We start from the raw sequence: 19,515 nt of genomic DNA, 5'->3' as shown, positions 1-19,515 counted from the left end.
GGAGGTCGCGCGTTGGTTTCTTTGATAGCATCGATCGCATCGATCGTCTTGCTGGTCATCTGTCTGATCCTTGTGGCACAGGTCCGTACCTTGCGCTCCCAGATGGACACCTTTGCCAGCGAATGGCGCCAGGAGATGATCGACCTTATTCGGTATGCCAGTACGCTGGCTCACGACGCCACGACAACAGCGAGTGAAACGAAGGAACTCCTCGAGGAGCGTGCGAGTGATGTGCAAGCCCTCGATCGCATGACGAAAACCGTCGTGCATACCATCGGTTATCCGTTTATCTCGATAGGACGACTTCGCCTTGCCGTTCGACGTGGTCGCAATGTGTTTCGAGACCGAAGGGAGGGCTACAGTTGATGCGACGAGGCCGTTGGTTCTTACTAGGGATTGGTGTGGGAGTTATGGGTACGCGCCGCTTGCGGGCCCTGGCGCATCCGATGCTGGAGCGTTCCCTCGAGCGGACAGCGCGCCATGCGGTGGCGCGTATGCGGGGTGACTTGCGTGTGGCACTTCGAGAAGCGATTGCGGCCTATCGTGATGAGCCCAGTCGGGATCGCAAGACTCGTGTACTCGAAGGAGAGGTAAGGGAGATTCATGGACTCTAATGAACTGCGACGCGCGTTTCGCGACTTCTTTGTCGAGCGTGGCCACACCCCGGTGCCATCGGCCAGCCTGATCCCCTTTGATCGGACGGTGTTGTTTACCGTGGCAGGGATGGTCCCGTTTAAGCGATATTTCTTGGGCGAGGAGCCAGCTCCGTATCCGCGAGCGACAAGTATCCAAAAATGTATGCGTGCCGGCGGAAAGCACAACGATCTCGATCAGATCGGCCAGACACTTCGTCACCTCACCTTCTTTGAGATGCTGGGGAACTTCTCGTTTGGTGATTATTTCAAAGAACAGGCCATTCCCTACGCCTGGGAGCTCGTGACCAATGTCCTGGGTTTAGAACCCGATCGGCTGTGGGTAACGGTACATACCAGTGATGATGAGGCCGCTGAGATCTGGCGTGATGTCATTGGGGTTGACCCGATTCGCATTCAGAGGTTGGAGGAGGACAACTGGTGGCAGATGGGGGACACTGGTCCCTGTGGCCCGTGCTCTGAGATCTACTATGACAAGGGAAGCGAGTACGGTGCCGATGGTGGGCCAGCATATGGATCGGATGAGCGGTTCCTAGAGATCTGGAATCTCGTCTTTATGCAGTTTGAGCAGCAAGCAGATGGTGGCCTTGTGCCGCTACCCAAGCCCTGCATCGATACGGGGGCTGGCCTTGAGCGCATCGTCCCTATCCTCCAGGGCCGACCTTCGGTCTTTGAGACTGATCTTGTGTACCCTATTCTCCAAGAGGCGGAGTCGTTGACGGGTCGGACCTATGGCGTCGAGCACCGACAGGATGTTGGACTCCGCATTATTGCAGACCACTCGCGCGCGATGACCTTTCTTCTCGCCGATGGGGTGGTACCCACCAATGAAGGTAGAGGATATGTACTGCGACGAATTATTCGTCGCCTGGTCCTGCGTTCGCAGCTCCTTGGTGCACGCCACGAGGTAGTTGCGCGTCTCGTCAACGGAGTCATTGAAGCCATGGGGGAGGCCTACCCTGAGCTGATCGAGCGGCGGGAACGGATTCTCGAGCTCGGCACCCGAGAGGAGGCGAGGTTTGAGCAGACGCTAACGATTGGTGCACCTATTCTCGAGACGGCAATCAGTGGTGGCAAGGTCGCCGGAGACGTTGCCTTTCGTCTTCATGATACCTTCGGAGTGCCGATCGAACTAACGACCGAGATAGCGGCTGACCGCGGTGTCGAGGTTGATCTCGATGGCTTCCACGCTGCCATGGCCCAACAGCGACATCGCTCGCGCCAGGCTGGCCTTGGTGATGAAGCCATGAGCGAACAGGTAACGGGCGCGCTATGGGTCCTCGAAACACACGGCAAGACTGAGTTCCTTGGTTACGAGGTCGAAGAGGCGGTTGGCGAAATCCAGTTTGTGGAGCAAGAGGCAACGGGACTCGCACTGTATTTGGATCGCACCCCCTTCTATCCTGAGGGTGGTGGACAGGTGGGCGACACGGGTTGGATCGGCACCGCAGGTTTCCGTGCCAAGGTTGTGAATACTGATCAGCCAGTACAGGGCGTCGTTCGTCACTGGATTGAGCTCGTGGAGGGCGAGCCCGTGGTGGGTACCTCGCTCGAGCTCGTGGTCGATCGAGCGAGGCGCGCTCAAATCCGAGCAAATCATACCGCTACTCATCTGTTGCAGTGGGCGCTCCGCGAGGTGCTTGGCGAGCACGTAGCGCAACAGGGGTCATTGGTTGCACCAGAGCGGCTGCGCTTTGACTTCACCCACTGGTCATCGCTCACTGCCGAGGAGATAGAGCGAATTGAACAGCTCATTATGGAGCAGGTGGTGACTGCCGACACGGTGGTAACGGAGATCAAAGATAAAACAACTGCCGTCAACGAAGGCGCCATCGCCTTTTTTGGCGATCAATATCAAGACGTTGTTCGCGTGGTCCACGCGGGCGCGCACTCGGTGGAACTCTGTGGTGGCACCCACGTTGGTTCGCTCGGTGAGATTGGGCTTTTCAAGGTTCTATCAGAGGGTTCCATTGGTGCGAACACCCGAAGGATTGAGGCGGTCACCCAGCTAGCAGCCCTCGATGCAGTGCATGCGCTGGAACGTCAACTCGATACGATCAAGAGTATCCTACCCGGAGGGCGTGAAGCGCTTGCTGAACGTATCGAATCCTTAGTTGTGAAGAGTAGAGAGCTTGAGACACAGATCGCAGCCATGCGTCAAGAAGAGCTACGCGCACTCGCTCGCACCGTCGCAGCACAACACCCTTCCCGGGTGCTGATTGAACGACTTGATGGTCTGTCCGCGCAGGAGTTGCGCTTTGTTGCCCTTGAGTTGCGCAATCGTACCGATGCCGAGGTCGTTGTCTTGGCGAGCGTGCGGGAGGCAAAGGTGGCCTTAGTGGCGACGGTAGCAGATTCTACTGTGCTCAATGCGAGCGAGGTGCTTGCGCCGCTTGCTCAGGCCGTCGGTGGCCGCGTCGGTCCTCAGCGTGAACTTGCACTTTCGGGTGGCCGTCTGGTCGATCAGTTGGATCGAGCACTCGAGGAGCTCCGTAACGGGTTTGATTCCCAACAATGAGGATCGCTGGATTTGATCCTGGTCTTCGTCGGATCGGGATTGCACTGAGTGTCGACGGAGCTGGTTTCCCACTAGCAGTGATTCCTCGCGCCGCCGGTTGGCAAGATCATGTCCGACAGATTGTTGCTGAGTACAATGTGGAGATGGCTGTCGTCGGCGTACCGCTCTCCCTCGCAGGTGCAGAGACCGAGAGCACCCGCATGGCCCGACGTTTCATCGAGCAACTACAGCCGTTGTTCAAAACGCCTATTGTCGAGGTGGACGAGCGCTTCTCGAGCCGCGGGGTGGAGCGCGCGTTGGGAGAGGCTGGGGTCTCGACCCGCGACCAGCGCGGTCGAGTCGACGATCTCGCTGCCGCTGATATCCTCCAGCGCTATCTTGATGGGTCCAATCATGCATAGGTTGGGCCATGCATAGGTTGGGCCATGCATAAGTTGGGCCATGCATAGGTTCCGTCAGGTACTTTGGGCGGGCGTCGCCGTCGTCTTGATCGCAGTTAGCGTGGTGGGAATCAGTTATTACCTTGAGTCGCGACCGAGCCCACACGGGCATTCAGTGGCGGTGGTAGTGGCTCCGGGAGAGTCTGTGAATGCTATCTTTGATCAGCTCGGGGATGCAAGGGTAGTGCGTTCCCCACTCCTCTTCAAGACGTATGCAGAGATTAAAGGTGTCGGCGTGATTGACGCTGGTGTCTACTTCTTACGCACCAATGAGGGGTACGCCAAAACGCTAGGCATCCTTACCGGTGGTCCTTCCTCGTTGAAGATCACCGTATTGCCCGGCATGACTGTCAACGCTATAGCGGCGGAATTAAAGGGCTTACCGGGAGAAGGCCTCTCAGGAGCAAGTTTCCTGCGTCAAGCCAGCGATTTGCGTGCCTTTCATTCTCCGTTCCTTGCGACAGCCTCGAGCTTGGAGGGACTGCTCTATCCCGATACCTACTTTGTCGACCCACTTGGAACACCCAAGGAGCTTATCCAACAGATGTTGGATCGCTCGACCCAGGAGTTTGAGACGGTCGGACTCTCGCCCACAGGAAGATACCACTCACTCACGGCGAATCAGGTGATCGTGGCGGCCTCGATTGCAGAGCGGGAGGCCAACACACCGGTGGGGTATGCAAAGGTTGCCCGGGTTATTTTCAACCGGCTTGCCGCAGGCATGCCACTCGAGATGGACTCGACAGTTCGCTTTGCGACCGCTAACTATTCGAACCCTATCACCGGTGCGCAGCTGCAGGATGCGTCGGCTTACAACACCTATACCCACGTGGGTCTGCCTCCTGGACCAATCGGAGCAGTCGATGCTGCGGGCATCTCAAACGTTCTCCATCCGGCGCGCGGGTCGTGGCTATACTTCGTTGCCCTTCGAGGGCATCGACATCTGTCGTTTTACGATACCTTTGCTCAGCAGCAGGCGGCGATCGCGCGTTACGGAGAGCAGTCGTGAGCAGTACGGTCAGCCAACCGAGTGTGCCATTGGCCTGCGTGCTCGGTGATCCGATCGCCCAGAGCTTGTCACCCCGACTCCACCTCGCTGCTCTTGCCGGGAGCGGACTTGCTGGTGACTACCTTGCGTTTCGGACCTCATCTCCACAACTTGCAGACGTCCTGCGAGCGTTACAGATACTTGGGTTCAAAGGTGCAAACCTCACGGCTCCACTGAAGGTAGAGGTGCTTCCCCTCCTTGATCGGGTAACCGAAGAGGTCCAGAGTATCGGGGCAGCCAATACCGTACTCTTTTCTCAGGGTTCTATGGTCGGTTACAACACCGACGCCCGCGGTCTCCTGGAGGCGTTACGGACAGTCGTAGGTTTTGAGCCATCTGGCCAGCGGGTGCTCATCCTGGGAGCTGGCGGCGCTGCACGGGCCGCCGTCTTTGCGATGCTCACCGCTGGAGCGGGTGAGGTCTGGCTTGCTAATCGAAGTACTGTGCGGGCACAGGTGTTGGTCCAATCCTTCGCGGGTCCAATAAGAATCTGTGAAGATACACGTGACCTGTCGGTCGACCTGGTCATCAACGGAACGGTTGTTGGTATGAAGGGTGCTGGTGTGGAGGGCCATGTTCCGATCGACCTCGCGGGTCTCAAAGGGTCTCCGGTCGTCTATGACATGGTCTATGAGCCAACGACGACACCCCTCATGCAAGCGGCCCGACGCCTGGGTATGCACGCTTTTGATGGTCGCTCGATGTTGGCCGCTCAAGCGAGGATTGCCTTTGAACTCTTCTATGGTGTGCTACCTGACCTCACGGTGTTGATGGACGCACTCCACTCTGGGGTACCAGCATAGGGATTCGGATCTACCTGGCTCGACGTCGAGCTCAACCGGCGACCATGACCGTTAGTCAACCATCGGACGATCAAAATTGCGGAGTGCCCCACCCCCCTTTCTCCGCTCCTTGCGAGCTTTGCCTATCCTTCTTCGAAAGCGTGGCCTTTGAGATACCAAGATCCTCCCCACTTGCCTCAAGAGCAAGTTTCCGCTCTCAACGAGTCTTTGTGCATTCGTCGTCAAAAGCGTCGACGAATCCTCTCTCTCCTGGTTTTGTCTTCTTGACGTTTCTGCATACCTCTAGTCTCGTTGTTCTAAGAGAGACCCGTGTCAAGTATCGTGAGTAGTTCCACTTCCAACGGCATGCTCATGGCGGCGTGCAGCATGTAGGAGTGTCTTGGTTGCGCACTGGTTGGTGCCTCTGATTCGATCGAGATAGGGCAGCATGTGTTCAGAGGGTGACCTATTGGCCGCAGCAGCTGAAACTTGGGTTGAGCAGGTTTTCAGCCGATGCCATGGATATGAGCGAGCCCGAGGCACAGCGTACCTTCACGATCCCTGAGCTCTCTTCCCTTGCTCGCGGGCTGGTGAACGCAGGTCTTGTAGCGGAGGATACACTTCGACAGCTCTTACTAACCAAAGACGAGCAGCGATCGTTGATCAGGGCCTTAGTGGAGGGCCGGCTGGTCGATGAAGGAGCGCTATGTCACTTTCTCTCCGAACGTTATGGCGTCGAGGAGCTTGACCTGAACGGCCTCACCTTCGATCCAGATGTCGTCGCTCTTTTGCCCTCGCGGGCTGCACGCCGCTATCTTGCCCTCCCGATTCGTGAGGAGTCCAGCTCCATTATGGTAGCAATGGTAGATCCGACCGATGTCGTTGCCAAGGATGATCTCAAAACAGTCTTGCGACGTGATCTCCATCTGGTGGTGGTGACCTATTCGCAGCTGCTTGCCACCATTGAGCGTTCACAGCTGAATCTTAAAGAGCAATTTGATCTCTCCGAGCAAGCCGAGGAAAGAAAAGAGGTCGCGAAGCCTGATATCGCGGACGTTGTCGAGGATGGCCCCATCGTCTCGCTCGTCAATCAGATGATCTCCCAAGCTGTGCTCGATAGAGCATCGGACATCCACGTCGAACCCATCAATGGGGCCATTCGGATTCGCTTCCGCATCGATGGGGTGTTGCACGAAGTGGGTCGGCTGAATGTCAATGTTCATGCAAAACTCATGACCCGCATCAAGATTCTCGCTGGCCTCGATATATCGGAGCGACGACGACCCCAGGATGGACGCTTCAGTGTGGGCATCGAAGGCCAGAAGGTGGATCTCCGGGTGGCGACCCTCCCGACCTATCTCGGTGAAAAGGTCGTCATCCGGGTACTCGACACTGGTACCGCTCGGCTCGATCTGGAGGATCTCGGATTCCTGCCTGATGTTCGTCGTCTCTATGATCGGCTGACCGATCAGCCTTGGGGTACGATTCTCATCACTGGTCCCACTGGTTCGGGTAAGTCAACGACGTTGTACGCAACCCTCAACCGGCTGAACCGGGTGGAGACCAATATCATCACGGTCGAGGATCCGGTGGAGTACCAGTTGAGTGGCATCGCGCAAATGCAGGTAAACCCTGCTGCAGGCGTCACCTTTTCGTCAGCCCTTCGATCGATCCTCCGTGCAGACCCGGACATCATCTTGGTGGGAGAGGTGCGTGACCGCGAGACGGCGGAGATCGCGATCGAGTCGGCGCTCACTGGTCACCTTGTTCTCACCTCACTCCACACCAACGATGCACTCTCCACACCGACCAGGCTCTTTGAGATGGGGGTGGAACCCTATCTTGTCGCATCTGCCCTTACCGCGGTTGTGGGGCAGCGTCTTGCCCGACGGCTCTGTCTCAACTGCCGCATTCCCTCCTCGATCACCCGCGAAGGTCTGCAAGAACTCGGCTTTGGCGCTCCGGCGAAGGAGGAGGCCTTCGCACTCTATCGAGCCGATACCAAGGGGTGCGAGCGCTGTTCACGGACCGGTTATTTCGGTCGTGTCGCCTTGCATGAATTGCTTGAGATCACAGAGCCGCTAGGGAGAGCGATCGCCGCACGCGCACCAATGGAGGAGCTTCACCGGCTGGCTGCGGCACAGGGGTTCATCACCCTGCGCCAAGCTGGTTTGGTTCAAGTATTACAAGGAGTTACTTCGATAGAAGAGATATTGAGAGTCCTGATTTGATGAATGCCAATGCAAGAAAGGGTGCCTCCAGGTGTTAGAGACCCAAGATAAATTATCCATCGACGCTCTCCTCAGGGAGTTAGTCGCCGCCCGGGGGAGCGATCTTCACCTCTCGGTCGGGGCACGTCCTCTGATCCGTGTCTACGGTGCGCTACGCGAGATTGAGGGTACACCTGAACTTGACCCTGAGACGATCCGTGATGGCGTCTATGCAATCCTCACCCAAGCACAGCGTGAGCGCTTTGAGGAATCGTGGGAGCTTGATCTCGCTTACTCGTTGCGGGGCCTGGGTCGGTTCCGCCTCAACCTCTTCCGACAACGCTCTAGTATCGGAGCGGTTTTTCGAGTGATCCCGCATCAGATACCTCCCCTTGAGACGCTTGAGCTGCCACCGGTCGTCAAAACGTTCGCGGAGATTCCTAAAGGCTTGGTCTTGGTCACCGGCCCTACTGGTTCGGGTAAGTCGACGACACTTGCTGCTATCGTTGACCTTATCAACCGGACTCAGCGACGTCATATCGTCACGATTGAAGATCCAATTGAATTCCTGCACGCCCACCGGAGCTCCATCGTCAATCAACGTGAGGTTGGCACCGACACCAAAGCCTTCGCCACGGCGCTCCGGCAGGTATTGCGACAGGATCCTGATGTCATCATGGTGGGTGAGATGCGGGACTTTGAGACCATTGCTGCGGCCATTACCGCGGCCGAGACGGGCCACCTTGTCTTTGCCACGCTACACACCCAGGATGCACCCCAGGCGATCGATCGCATGATCGACGTCTTCCCCTCCTTCCAGCAAGCACAGATTCGTGTGCAACTCGCTGCATCACTGCAAGCGATCCTGACGCAACAACTGATCCCACGCTGCGACCAGCCTGGTCGTGCGGTCGCAGTTGAGGTACTTATTGCAACCTCAGCGGTTCGAAACGTCGTGCGCGAGGCCAAGAGCCACCAACTCTATTCGATCATGCAGTCGAGCGCACAGATGGGTATGCAGACGATGGACTCCGCGCTCATTCGATTGGTCAAGCTTGGTCACATTTCACGAGAGGCAGCACTGCTCGCCACGACGAATCAGCGGGAACTCTATGAAGCGATGGGGGGACTCGGTGCTCGAAACCTATGAATATCGTGCCCGCGATACGCAGGGCAACGTCAAACAGGGGGCCATCGATGCTGATAGCCGTGAGGCGGTGCTCCGGCATCTTCGCGATCTCGGATTGCTGCCGGTCTCGGTCAACGCAAAACGGGTGCCAGTGCTCAAACGCGATGTCAATCTTGGCTTCTCGCATCGGGTCAAACTTGCAGAGGTCGCGGTCTTTGCGCGCCAGTTTGCCACCATGATTGAGTCAGGTATCACGATTGTTCGGGCCCTATCGATTCTCCAAGCGCAGACGGACAACCCCACCTTGCGCGATGCAGTGACGGCGATTCGTCAGGAGATCACCGCAGGAAAGTCGTTCTCTGAGGCGGTTGAGGGGTTCCCAAAGGTGTTTGATACCCTGTTTGTTGCGATGATCCGGGCCGGTGAGGTCTCTGGAACCCTCGATCAAGTCCTCTCAAGGGCTGCCGAGACACTCGAGACTCGAGTGGAGCTTCAGCGTAAGATCAAGTCCGCATTGACCTATCCCGCGGCAGTTGTGGTGCTGGTCGTGGTGATCCTCACCGCGATGCTGGTCTACGTGGTACCAACGTTCCAGAGCATCTTCACCTCTCTTGGGAGTCAACTGCCCCTACCCACCCGGATCTTGATGTTCGTTTCGCATCTGGCGGTCACCTTTTTCCCGCTGCTGATCATCTTTTACATAGGAATTGTCGTCGGATTTGTTCGATTGCGTCGGACCAAGCGTGGCAAGGCCATGATGGACAGGTTGGTGCTCAAACTTCCGGTCTTTGGTGTGTTGATTCAAAAGTATGCCGTCGCACGGTTCGCCTCGACGCTGTCAACGCTGATTCGCAGCGGGGTGACGCTCGTTCCTTCGCTAGAGATCGCGAGTGGGGTCGCTAACAACTCCCTCGTTTCTGCTGCGGCGCTTGACACCAAGCGAGGGGTTTCCCAGGGGGAGGGCATCGCTGAACGACTCGGGACCCACCCGATTTTCCCTCCCATGGTGGCACAGATGATTGCAGTGGGGGAGGAGTCGGGTTCGCTCGACACCATGCTCGAAAAGATCGCTCGATTCTACTCCCAAGAGGTATCGGCGATGACCGAATCCCTCTCGTCGCTGCTCGAACCTCTTCTCATCGTTGTGCTTGGAACCGTGGTCGGGGGAATGGTCATCGCCCTCTATCTGCCGATGCTTGATATCATCAAATTGCTCAAATAAAGCTCGTCCGAAGGCGTCTTTTCGAAAGCGCCTTATGTGGTGTGGCCGTTGTAGTCAGCGGATAGTGGTGCGGACGGTTCACGCCCTAGTCGACGCACTGATGGAACTAAGAGCACTAGGACGGCGGAGAGGACAAGATAACCAGCACCAAGGAGGAATACACCCTCAACGGAGATGAGCCTGGAGAGTGGAACGACAATAGCGAGTCCAAGCGGCAGGAATGCCACCGAAGCGAGAAAATCGAAGCTGGTGACCTTCGAGATCACGTCCGCTGGCACATGTGTCTGGAAGCTATATGACCAGAGTGCGCCAAAGAGTTCGAGGCCAGCACCCCCGAGGACAGCAGCCGCGCTCGTCAACCAAACATTCGCGTGAAGCGCGAGGAGAACCATCACTGGCGTGAGTCCAACCATGGCGATGGTACCTGTTCGAACGGGAAATCGTGGATGGTAGCGAAAGGCGACCAGTCCACCGATCACGCCGCCTACGCCCATGCCAGCCCAGATCAGCGCCCAACTGGTGGCACCGTGGTAGTAATGCTCTGCCAACACCGGACCAAGGACCATCAAGGGGGCCCAAATCACCACATGCCAGAGAGCGAACTGTAAATCCACTGACCAGATCCAGCTCCGAGAGCGAAAAGCCCCCCAACCACTGCGCAGCTCGCTGAGCAATGAAGCCTGGGGCTCGACCGTGTTTGCCCCAGTGGGTAGTTTGATAAAGATCGCAGCACCGATGAGCGGGAGGATGCCGGCCACGACCAACGCCCAAGGAGCAGAGATCGCTGCTACCAAGACCGCGGCGAGGAAGGGACCAGCAATCGCACCGATGTTCCGGTAGATACTGCGAACTGCACTCGCCTGTTGCCGCTGTTGGGCCGGGATGACCTGCTGTGCCCAGCCCTCGAAGGCAGGGACAAAGAGGGCGTCGGCGAAACCAATGAGCACGGCGGCTAGAAGATAGTAGGGTAGCTGCCGGACGGAGAAGATCGCGAGGATACCCGAGGCAAGCATGCTGAGGCCAAAAAAGATATCTGAGAGCACCAATAGCGATTTGCGGGGAACGCGGTCGGCGAGTACACCAGCAAAGAGAATCGCGATGACCATGGTCAGCGTCTCCACACCAAGGATCAAGCCAAGGTCGGTGGCTGAGTGGAGGAGCTTAAGAATGGTGAAACTCAAGGCAACCGGCAGCATTCCGTTGGCCATCGACACGAAGCTGCGCGCAACGGTGAGTCGCTGGATGACCGGATCGCGTAGTATCTCACCTGTCTTGGAGCGCTGGTGGTCATGGGAATCTGGCATCGTCTGACCATTCTAGGTCTGCATAGCGGTATCATCTTCGTACTATCCCTATAAGAACGAGCATGTCCTTCGGTATCGAACCAAGCATGTCGTGAATCAGATTTCATACGTACTGCACGCAGTTTCGAATCGTGATAGAATGGACGATACCGTGTAGGGTATCTATGCGGGTGTGTGTTGAGAGGGGAAGCGTTCCTATGGACATTACTGTCGTTGCTACACCTGAACTTGGTGATCGGTCATACGTGGTCTCAGAGGGGACAACTGCGTTTGTCGTTGACCCACAGCGTGATATCGATCGCATCATCAGCTCCTGTGCCCAAAAGGGACTTATCATCGCAGGAATCGGTGACACCCACATGCACAACGACTACGTGAGCGGTGGCTTTGCGCTCGCGAGTGAACTGGGGGTCCCGTATCTTGTTCACGCGGATGACCCAGTTGCCTTTGATCGCGTGGCTGTGCGAGATGGGGATATTTTCGAGTTTGGCCCATTGACGGTCAGCGTGCTGCATACCCCTGGTCACACCCCCACCCATATCTCTTTCCGCATCACCTCGACGCAAGATCCTGTCGGCGCGGTGATGAGTGGGGGGTCCATGCTCTATGGCAGCGTTGGCCGAACCGATTTGATCTCAGAAGAGTTGACGGAGCCCCTGACGCATGCACAGTACCAGAGCGTGCACCGGCTCGCCGACGAGTTGCCGAGTGCGACACAGTTGATGCCTACCCATGGTTTCGGGTCCTTCTGCTCAGCCGTCTGTGTCCAGGAGGTCTCCGACGGCACTGTCGGTGGGGAGCGGCGCGTCAATATCGTCTTCCAGTATCCATCCGAAGACGAGTTTGTTGCCATGCTGGTTGGGAGCTATGACCCATATCCCGCCTATTACCGACACATGGGGCCAGCAAATCTTGCCGGCGCATCGGCACTTCGGCCGAAGACGCCCCGCATGCTTACGGGTGCCGAGGCGGCGAAATTACGTGATGAGGGCGCCATCGCGGTCGATATCCGGCCTCGACGTGATCATTTCGACAACCATCCCACTGGAGCACAGCTCATGGAGTATGGCACCCTATTCTCTACGTACCTCGGATGGACGATCCCCAGTGACTCCAAGATCATCTTGGTCACTGATGGGTCATCTGATCCACTCGCCGCTGTTACCTCCTTAGGTTTTATCGGAATCGAGAACATTCTTGGGCAGGTGGAGGCGAAGGAGTTCAGTGCGGTAGTGGGTGAACACTCAATCCCTGCCATCGATTTTGCAGAGTATTTTTCCACTACGAGGTCCATGCCTCATCAGCTCCTCGATGTTCGCAATCCATCGGAGCATCGGCAGAACCGTCTGCCAGGTGCGAAGCAGATCCCGATCTACGAAGTGCTGGACCGGATTGATGAGATCGACCCGAACACGACGGTGGTCGTTCACTGTGCCGCCGGTTATCGTGCCTCCGCAGCCGGTTCCATGTTGGCAGCAAAGGGTTTCGAGGTCATAGTCATCGACGATGACTTAGCAAATGGCTTGTCGCTCGTCTAAGCAATTCATCTAGGTCGGTCGACGACATCGCTGATCAGCGTGGCATGGTGTTTTGAGGCGTGGTGGCTCAGGGTAGGGGGCGGGGTCAGCCACGCTGCATTGGGTGTTCCCGGTGGCTCCACACTTTTCGTATTCACTTGGTGGTCCGGTTGCGCAGCGGTATAGTGCATGACCGAGCAGATTCATGGAGTTCTCCATGGCCGACAGTTCGGCCGCGCTTATCACCGCGAACGTCTGGGGGTTACAACAGTTGTCGTAGCGACGCACCATAATGATTAGTAATGAACTCGGCCGATTGGGCGCTGTCCCAAGGTATACACCCTCAAACAGCATATAGATGGTATCGGACATCGAAGATGCCCGTCCCAGCACCCAAAGTTGGCCAGCTCATGCTGGTTGGAGATTTAGAATCGGAAGATCCAAAACATGGATCGTCGGTTATCTACGCGCGAGTATCCTCCTCTGACCAAAAACCAGATCTAGATAGGCAGGTGGCAAGAGTACTGGCTTTCGCTGCCGAACACCGATATTCGCTAGAGCGCGTAGTGACCGAAGTCGGTTCCGCTCTCAATGGACATAGACGCAAGTTTCTGTCACTCTTGAGCGACCCCGAAGCCGAGACCATTCTGGTTGAGCACCGAGACCGCCTCTGTCGGTTGAGAGCCGAATACGCAGAAGCTGCGCTAAATGCGCAATCGAGAAGGTTGGTCGTGGTTGACACCGCTGAGGTAGATGATGATCTTGTCAACGACGTCACAGAGTCACTCACATCGTTGTGTGCCCGACTACATGGACCTAGGTCGGCTGTCAACAGAGCACAAAAAGCTATTGAAGCGGCGTGCTCATGATTGTAACGATGCGAACCAAGGCACAGGCTCAGAGGGTAGCTGACATCACCGGTGGTGTGATCGTTGTCAAAAATGGCAAACCAACACCAAAGGTGCAGTTGCAAGGCGACTTCGAACAGCATCGAGCTGCGGTGGAGTCGGTCAGCGTGCTATTCCGGCTCTGCGATGACGCGGGTGAACAAGTCCCGAGCGGCTGGACTGTCACTGGGGCATCCTTTGAGGTCGAGTGGCCCAAAGACCAACACAAAGCATCACTCATACACTCCCACTTCGGCGCCAGAAGGGCCGCCTACAACTGGGCGCTAGCCAAGGTCAAGTCCGACATGGAGGCCAAACAGCAGAACGAAGACCACCTCTCTACGCCGTGGACGCTCGAGGCACTACGCAAACAATGGAATATCGAGAAGAACGAAATAGCCCCTTGGTGGGGAGAGAACTCCAAAGAAGCCTATGCCTCTGGTATAGCCGACCTAGTACAGGCGCTCTCTGGCTGGTCTCACTCCAAGAACGGTAGACGACGAGGCAGAAAGGTCGGCTTCCCAAAGTTCAAGTCAAAGAGAAAAGACCAAAACAGGGTGCGTTTTACTACCGGAGCTATGCGTCTTGAGGATGACCGTCGTACCATTGTGTTGCCGACCATAGGGGCTCTACAATCTAGGGAGAACACTCGCAGAATACAGCGCCACCTAGCCAAGAACAATGCCCGTCTGCTCAACTGCACGCTCTCCGAGAGATGGGGCAGGTTGTTTGTCTCTTGTCAACTCGCAGTGAGGACCAGTATCGTTTCCAACCGGTCTCCATCAAAGCCAAATGCCCGAGTAGGTGCCGATCTCGGACTGCGAGCGTTAGCCACGATAGCGGATGGCGATGGCAACATCAAGGTCTTTCCCAACCCAGCACCACTGCGCACGACGCTCACAGAGCGCCGTAGGGTTGGGCGCAACCTTTCACGACGGATACCCGGTTCAAACGGATACAGGCGAGCGAAAGCCAAGCTCGCCAAGTTAGACCGTAAGTGCGTATATATCCGTCGTGAAAGCATCCACCAGCTGACTCGTTACTTGGTGGATCATTACAGCCAGGTACAGATCGAAGATCTGAATCTCGCCGCCATGAGGCAGAGCATGAGAAGACGAGCCTTTCGACGTTCGGTATCAGATGCCGGGCTCGGGAGCTTTCGACCAACGCTCACCTACAAGGCTGAACGAGCCGGAGTTAAGATGGTCGTTGTGGATCGCTTCTTCCCGTCATCGCAAATACATCACAACTGTACGGGCAGACTCACAGGCGCAAAGCTCGCCAAGAGACTCACTTGTGAGGTATGTCACGTTGAGGTGGATCGAGATGACAATGCTGCGCTCAATATCCGCGACTGGTCGGTCACCAGTCCTGGTCTAGTTGAGGCCAGTGCCCTGTCCGTTCCCAGGCCCTTATCGGGTACAGGCGGCAGTTCAGATGATGGGATGACTTATCACCTGGAGAGAGGATGTAAGACCAGTAGCAATACTGGCCGTACTCAGAGAGGCAAGAACAACTCTCGGACAAGTGAGATCAAGGTCCGAGACGAGAACCTTGTGAAAGGTGCGTCATTATGAGCGGACTCACTATTAATCACTCAGATGCAACGGTTGGCGTTCCTGATGTCCTTCGGAGCGAGTCTCCCCGGTGACAGCGGTGGGCAGCGGGAAAGGTTGATGTGGACCCTGCGTTCGGCTTCCTAAGGAGTGAGACTGCCTTGGTGACACGGATGCGCGAACAATAGAAAAACTATCTAACTCGGTATCTGGGGGATCCAGAGCACAGAGATGGTTCACTCTGCGACAGGGCTAGAGTCATACGAATGGCATCAGCGAACCATGTTCGGCATCCCTATATCGTCGACAAATATAACCTTTATCAGCTTCCTCTTCATTTGGGGGACGCAACTCTGGCCTTGCGTCGGCCATCGAGCTCGGAAGAGTGGGGGCTGTTCTTCGGCCTACACCCAGATGCCATTTTGGCTATCGCCCTTGATGTATCCCCTGGCGGACCCACTCGCGATCCTGGCCAAACGCTTCAGTCAAAAATAGGTAGCCCCGTCATCGGCATCACATTGGCCGCTCCAGACCTTTACCACTTTTGGTATGAAGGGAATCAGGGCTATGCCATGGACATGGCGTCGATGCTTGCAGCCCAGTATCCGAACCATGTAGGGGTTGTCATCGGCGAGGATGCATTGGTGGTGGGTGTGTCTAACGGGGACGCGACACCGGCGAGGGGTGTGGTCCACGGTTGGGGGAGTGCTACTCTTTGGGCCTTGGAATCGCTGTTGGGATCAGCGACTGCGATCGCCGGAGCCTCGGTGCACCCGCTCGACGGATGTTTGAGTGCGGTCTCGGCCAGGCAGCGGGTGTTGGTGGGAGTGTCGGCGACCACCGACACGCAGGTGCTCCTAGCGGCAGCAATTTTTGACTGCGCAGCCACAATTTTTCATGCAGGTAATACGACAAGGTATGTGGTGACCGGTTGGGCGCCCGTAACGCGCGCTATCGCTGCAGACCTCGCGGTTCTTTGCGGTGATTCTGTCCTCTTCGTTGAGCCGGCTTCGGTACTTTCGCGTGGAGGATTGCCGCTGGACCTGGACTGGGGCGAGGAGGTGATGAGCCCAGTGGGTCCACTGCGCCTGTTGCGGAGGACCTATGCGGACTGGGTGAAACTAGGCGCGCGGCTTCGCGAATCGACCGAATCGAGGTAGAACCGCAATTGTTGAGACGATGAAGCCTCAAGAAGGACTAGGGAGATCAACCACGATCACTGCAAGAGGAGAACGCATATGTCAGGCGGGTTGCCGCGTGTCGCTCGTTAGCGTTCCACCGAGTCCCGTTGCGCAAAACAGCGCGCCCCTGACTGGTCCTAGCATACGGGACACCCGAGGAGTTTGACTAAGGGGTGGACTCCGCTAAAGGGGCGCTACGAAAGAGCCACTTGTGCATGAATGTGAACTTGCCAAACCATAAGAGCACAAAGGAGAGAAGATAGGAGCCTTGCACGACGATGTCAGTGGTCAGTCGTGAAGTCCCCAGGAAGCCGGCATGTGAGTGAGAAAAGTCGACGAACCAGGTAGAGAATACGAGGCCCGTCACGGCCATCAGAATATAGGGCAGTACCTCGCGCCGAAAAGAGGTTGGACTTTTTTTGCCCCACGCCCAGTAACGGTTGATGAAATACGATGGTATCGCCCCAATAAGCGTCGCTGTGATCGCCGAGTCACGAGCGTTCTCGAGACGCAGTACCGAGAAGACGAAAAACAGCACAAGCTGCGAGAAGACTGCAGTAATGACCGAGCCAGTCGCATATCGCCAAAAACGAGACCAAAGAGCCCGGATCCTATGGTATTGTTCCTCGCTGATGACGAGAGTAGCGAGCCGCTGTGCAACGATTTCTATGGTATCCACTTGCCCCTAGCATAGCAGCGCTGGGAGCCCGTTGCGTCCAAAACGTAGACGGGTCGCGACCCGAAAGCCCTGGTCAAATGTTACCATTTGGTTAGGGACGACCTATTGCATGGTCCTTGCGTTGCCCGCGATCGGGTAGGATTGATATATTGATTAGCGAATATATAGTTGATTGTCTTGAGCGAGTGTTGGGTCTGAGTGACTGCCGGGAACTCGCCGAGGAGCGAGTAATCGTGGCAAGTTGTGCCTCAGGCCTTCTTTTGTGGTGCCGTCAGAAATGGGATAGGTGTATCGTTGGAACAGAATAGCGCTAGGCGTCACGTGGTGGTCACTGGGGGTTCCGGATTTATCGGTACGCATCTCGTGAAGACTTTGCAGCGTGAGAACTCCCGGGTTGCTATCGTCGATCGTAATCAGCCGCGTGTGGATGGGGTCGATCACTTTGTCCGTGGAGCGATCGAAGATCCTTCGACATGGGTCGCGTTGGCGCGAGCGCTACCCGATGGCGCTGATACGTTGGTCCACTTGGCTGCAAGGACCTCTGTCCTCGAATCGATCAAGGACCCAGCCGATGTGTTTGCCTCTAATCTCGTTGGCTTCCATCATGCGCTCGAGTTTTGTCGACTGCACGGGGTGCCGCGGGTAATCCTCGCCTCCACGAATGCGGTGGTGGGGATGAGTGGCGGGACGGATCTGATCACCGAACTCTCACCGCTTGCACCGCTCACCCCGTATGGTGCGAGCAAGGCGGCTGATGAGATGCTTGGCTCTGCCTATAGCGAATGCTACGGTGTGCGAGTTGCGGCGGTGCGGCTGACGAACGTTTACGGACCGGATATGTGGCGTAAGGATAGTATCGTTCCTCGACTCTTCCGTTACGCCCAGGGTAAGGGAGATTTTGCTGTCTATGGCGATGGCACACAGTTTCGAGACTTTGTCTATGTTGAAGACGTGGTGCGAGCCTTCTTGTCGTTAGCCGATAGTGCATTCGCTGGGCCGGTCTCCTTCGGATCAGGGGAGAGTGTCTCGGTCAATGAACTCGTCTCACTCGTCGGCCAAGTGGTAGGAAAAGAGTTGCACCCCGATCGTGTGCCGGCAAAAACGGGCGAGATGCCGGGCGTGCGAGTATCGCTGGAGCGTGCGCATACCGCTGGACTCAAGGCCGATGTGAATCTAGGTGAGGGTCTAGGACGAGCGTGGCGTGACTTTCTTGCGAGTAGTCAGTAGAGGGGCTCAGGCCAAGACCGAACGATCGCTGCGACCTCGTGACCACGACGGTATGCCGATGTAACCAGCAGTTGATCACAAACGTTCGTCGCTCCCGTCAGGCAGGTGCAGAGGTGCCGGTACCGTCGGGTTAGCGATACCAGAGGTTCTCCGCTCATAGCCAGGTGCAACCCTTTGTAGCACACCATCGGCATCACACCATCGGCATCACACCATCGGCATCACACCATCGGCATCACACCATCGGCATCACACCATCAATGCTCCAGAAGATAGGGCTACAGTGCGTGCCGATCGGCGGTCATGTGAGCGAGGTCGAGTCAGCGGGGAGCTTCGGCCTGAACGACCTGCTTGAGCAAGGCGTTCACCACGGCGTGGGTATGAGTGAGGCGATCTCCCCACCACTGATCAACAGAGGAACTCCGCACACTGTACCAGAGTAACTGAGCCTCAACCGTCTCAAGCACCGCGGCTAACGTCGCCTCGGGGGAGGCATCGAGCAATGACTCGAAGCTAAAGCGTCGGCCGCCAGGACGCATTCCTAGTTCACGTTGATGGGTGATCCTGATGAGTTGCGATCTCGGAAGGAGCAATCCAGAGGCCACTGGTGACAACAAGAAATCAACCAAATCCTTGCGTTCATCAGTCGCTGGTGGGGGTGGGGCATGTCGTAGGAGATATGGTAGGGCACGAGCGGGTGGAGACTCATCCTGCCAGTTCTGGTGAAGTTCACTGAGCAATGAACCAATTCGGCCTAAGCCGGGAGGTGCGAAGGTCGCTACGGCTCGCGCATAGGTACCGAGCCAAGGTGCCATCGCCTCATAGAAGATCGCGTTGGCACGCTCCCAGCTCTCTTCATGGACGAGTAGTGCAAGCAGTCGCAGCAGAAACGCGAGCGAGTCAGGCTGGGCAGGCTGTTGCTCAGGTCGCAGATACGCCGTGAGGAGACCCCGTAAGAAATCCACGGGTGCACCACCAAGGACAGGGCCAATCGTCAGGTAGTAGCTGGCAAAGGGAGGCAGATCGAAGTCGAAGAGCTCAGTGAAGCCGTCCCTCGTCCACTCTAAACCAAGGATCTCCAGGATCGCGGGGTGAGGGTCAGGATTCTCGATCACCTCAGCGAGTGCCTCAAGAATCTCCCCGCTTCTCCGTGGTGTCATGG

Annotated in this window: 17 protein-coding genes; 14 read left to right on the top strand and 3 right to left on the bottom strand. The window is 56.7% G+C overall.

Annotation, left to right across the window (positions count from 1 at the left end):
- Nucleotides 1-12 precede the first annotated feature (12 nt).
- The 9 genes from M7Q83_RS03025 to M7Q83_RS02985 all read left to right on the top strand — a co-directional run bounded on the left by M7Q83_RS03025 (nucleotide 13) and on the right by M7Q83_RS02985 (nucleotide 10,002).
- The gene (locus M7Q83_RS03025) at nucleotides 13-366 is read left to right on the top strand and encodes a DUF948 domain-containing protein (RefSeq protein ID WP_298335237.1); all 354 of its coding nucleotides are present in this window, start codon (nucleotides 13-15) and stop codon (nucleotides 364-366) included.
- A 44-nt stretch (nucleotides 367-410) separates the two neighbouring features.
- Entirely contained in the window at nucleotides 411-614 is a 204-nt protein-coding gene (locus M7Q83_RS03020; RefSeq protein ID WP_298335235.1) for a hypothetical protein, read from the top strand.
- Nucleotides 604-3,171, top strand: a complete 2,568-nt coding sequence (alaS, locus tag M7Q83_RS03015) for an alanine--tRNA ligase (RefSeq protein WP_298335233.1) — start codon at nucleotides 604-606, stop codon at nucleotides 3,169-3,171. Before M7Q83_RS03020 ends, alaS begins: the two co-directional genes overlap by 11 nt.
- Nucleotides 3,168-3,572: a Holliday junction resolvase RuvX gene (gene ruvX, locus M7Q83_RS03010; protein WP_298335231.1), complete on the top strand. Its 405-nt coding sequence runs from the start codon at nucleotides 3,168-3,170 to the stop codon at nucleotides 3,570-3,572. The genes alaS and ruvX overlap by 4 nt, the downstream gene beginning before the upstream one ends.
- Nucleotides 3,573-3,612: 40 nt before the next feature.
- Nucleotides 3,613-4,620: an endolytic transglycosylase MltG gene (gene mltG, locus M7Q83_RS03005; RefSeq protein WP_298335229.1), complete on the top strand. Its 1,008-nt coding sequence runs from the start codon at nucleotides 3,613-3,615 to the stop codon at nucleotides 4,618-4,620.
- Nucleotides 4,617-5,462, top strand: coding sequence for a shikimate dehydrogenase (gene aroE, locus M7Q83_RS03000; protein ID WP_298335227.1), 846 nt, complete (start codon nucleotides 4,617-4,619; stop codon nucleotides 5,460-5,462). Before mltG ends, aroE begins: the two co-directional genes overlap by 4 nt.
- Before the next feature lie 503 nt (nucleotides 5,463-5,965).
- Complete coding sequence (locus M7Q83_RS02995; protein WP_298335225.1) at nucleotides 5,966-7,672, top strand: ATPase, T2SS/T4P/T4SS family; 1,707 nt, start codon at nucleotides 5,966-5,968, stop codon at nucleotides 7,670-7,672.
- Nucleotides 7,673-7,703: 31 nt separating this feature from the next.
- Nucleotides 7,704-8,801, top strand: coding sequence for a type IV pilus twitching motility protein PilT (locus tag M7Q83_RS02990; RefSeq protein WP_298335223.1), 1,098 nt, complete (start codon nucleotides 7,704-7,706; stop codon nucleotides 8,799-8,801).
- Entirely contained in the window at nucleotides 8,785-10,002 is a 1,218-nt protein-coding gene (locus M7Q83_RS02985) for a type II secretion system F family protein (protein WP_298335221.1), read from the top strand. The genes M7Q83_RS02990 and M7Q83_RS02985 overlap by 17 nt, the downstream gene beginning before the upstream one ends.
- Nucleotides 10,003-10,034: 32 nt before the next feature.
- Here M7Q83_RS02985 and M7Q83_RS02980 read toward each other — a convergent pair whose 3' ends face one another.
- Entirely contained in the window at nucleotides 10,035-11,306 is a 1,272-nt protein-coding gene (locus M7Q83_RS02980) for an MFS transporter (protein WP_298335219.1), read from the bottom strand.
- Nucleotides 11,307-11,503: 197 nt separating this feature from the next.
- Between M7Q83_RS02980 and M7Q83_RS02975 the strand changes: the two genes are divergently transcribed.
- The 4 genes from M7Q83_RS02975 to M7Q83_RS02960 all read left to right on the top strand — a co-directional run bounded on the left by M7Q83_RS02975 (nucleotide 11,504) and on the right by M7Q83_RS02960 (nucleotide 16,426).
- Nucleotides 11,504-12,844 (top strand): MBL fold metallo-hydrolase, encoded by a 1,341-nt coding sequence (locus M7Q83_RS02975; RefSeq protein WP_298335217.1) that lies wholly within the window; start codon nucleotides 11,504-11,506, stop codon nucleotides 12,842-12,844.
- 281 nt (nucleotides 12,845-13,125) lie between these two features.
- A complete protein-coding gene (locus M7Q83_RS02970; protein WP_298335215.1) occupies nucleotides 13,126-13,692 on the top strand; it encodes an IS607 family transposase in 567 nt (188 codons plus the stop codon).
- Nucleotides 13,689-15,287, top strand: a complete 1,599-nt coding sequence (tnpB, locus tag M7Q83_RS02965; protein WP_298335213.1) for an IS607 family element RNA-guided endonuclease TnpB — start codon at nucleotides 13,689-13,691, stop codon at nucleotides 15,285-15,287. Before M7Q83_RS02970 ends, tnpB begins: the two co-directional genes overlap by 4 nt.
- Nucleotides 15,288-15,532: 245 nt before the next feature.
- A complete protein-coding gene (locus M7Q83_RS02960) occupies nucleotides 15,533-16,426 on the top strand; it encodes a hypothetical protein (RefSeq protein ID WP_298335211.1) in 894 nt (297 codons plus the stop codon).
- A gap of 187 nt (nucleotides 16,427-16,613) precedes the next feature.
- On the opposite strand, the gene M7Q83_RS02955 is transcribed toward M7Q83_RS02960, so the two are convergent.
- Nucleotides 16,614-17,126, bottom strand: coding sequence for a GtrA family protein (locus M7Q83_RS02955; RefSeq protein WP_298335209.1), 513 nt, complete (start codon nucleotides 17,124-17,126; stop codon nucleotides 16,614-16,616).
- A gap of 294 nt (nucleotides 17,127-17,420) precedes the next feature.
- Here M7Q83_RS02955 and M7Q83_RS02950 point away from each other — a divergent pair, with 294 nt between their 5' ends.
- Nucleotides 17,421-18,353: an NAD(P)-dependent oxidoreductase gene (locus M7Q83_RS02950; protein ID WP_298335207.1), complete on the top strand. Its 933-nt coding sequence runs from the start codon at nucleotides 17,421-17,423 to the stop codon at nucleotides 18,351-18,353.
- Between the two features lie 320 nt (nucleotides 18,354-18,673).
- Here the strand turns inward: M7Q83_RS02950 and M7Q83_RS02945 are convergent, their stop codons facing one another.
- Nucleotides 18,674-19,513: a molecular chaperone TorD family protein gene (locus M7Q83_RS02945; protein WP_298335206.1), complete on the bottom strand. Its 840-nt coding sequence runs from the start codon at nucleotides 19,511-19,513 to the stop codon at nucleotides 18,674-18,676.
- Nucleotides 19,514-19,515: the final 2 nt, after the last annotated feature.

The sequence above is a fragment of the Ferrimicrobium sp. genome (genome assembly GCF_027364955.1).
Taxonomy (GTDB): Bacteria; Actinomycetota; Acidimicrobiia; order Acidimicrobiales; family Acidimicrobiaceae; genus Ferrimicrobium.
This window is presented reverse-complemented; position numbering and strand designations above follow the sequence as displayed.

Coding starts and splice junctions, on each gene's coding strand:
- M7Q83_RS02970 (WP_298335215.1), top strand. CDS start 13,126: ATGAACTCGGCCGATTGGGCGCTGTCCCAAGGTATACACCCTCAAACA.
- M7Q83_RS02945 (WP_298335206.1), bottom strand. CDS start 19,513: ATGACACCACGGAGAAGCGGGGAGATTCTTGAGGCACTCGCTGAGGTG.
- M7Q83_RS02960 (WP_298335211.1), top strand. CDS start 15,533: ATGGCATCAGCGAACCATGTTCGGCATCCCTATATCGTCGACAAATAT.
- M7Q83_RS03020 (WP_298335235.1), top strand. CDS start 411: ATGGGTACGCGCCGCTTGCGGGCCCTGGCGCATCCGATGCTGGAGCGT.
- alaS (WP_298335233.1), top strand. CDS start 604: ATGGACTCTAATGAACTGCGACGCGCGTTTCGCGACTTCTTTGTCGAG.
- ruvX (WP_298335231.1), top strand. CDS start 3,168: ATGAGGATCGCTGGATTTGATCCTGGTCTTCGTCGGATCGGGATTGCA.
- M7Q83_RS02980 (WP_298335219.1), bottom strand. CDS start 11,306: ATGCCAGATTCCCATGACCACCAGCGCTCCAAGACAGGTGAGATACTA.
- tnpB (WP_298335213.1), top strand. CDS start 13,689: ATGATTGTAACGATGCGAACCAAGGCACAGGCTCAGAGGGTAGCTGAC.
- M7Q83_RS02975 (WP_298335217.1), top strand. CDS start 11,504: ATGGACATTACTGTCGTTGCTACACCTGAACTTGGTGATCGGTCATAC.
- M7Q83_RS02995 (WP_298335225.1), top strand. CDS start 5,966: ATGAGCGAGCCCGAGGCACAGCGTACCTTCACGATCCCTGAGCTCTCT.
- mltG (WP_298335229.1), top strand. CDS start 3,613: ATGCATAGGTTCCGTCAGGTACTTTGGGCGGGCGTCGCCGTCGTCTTG.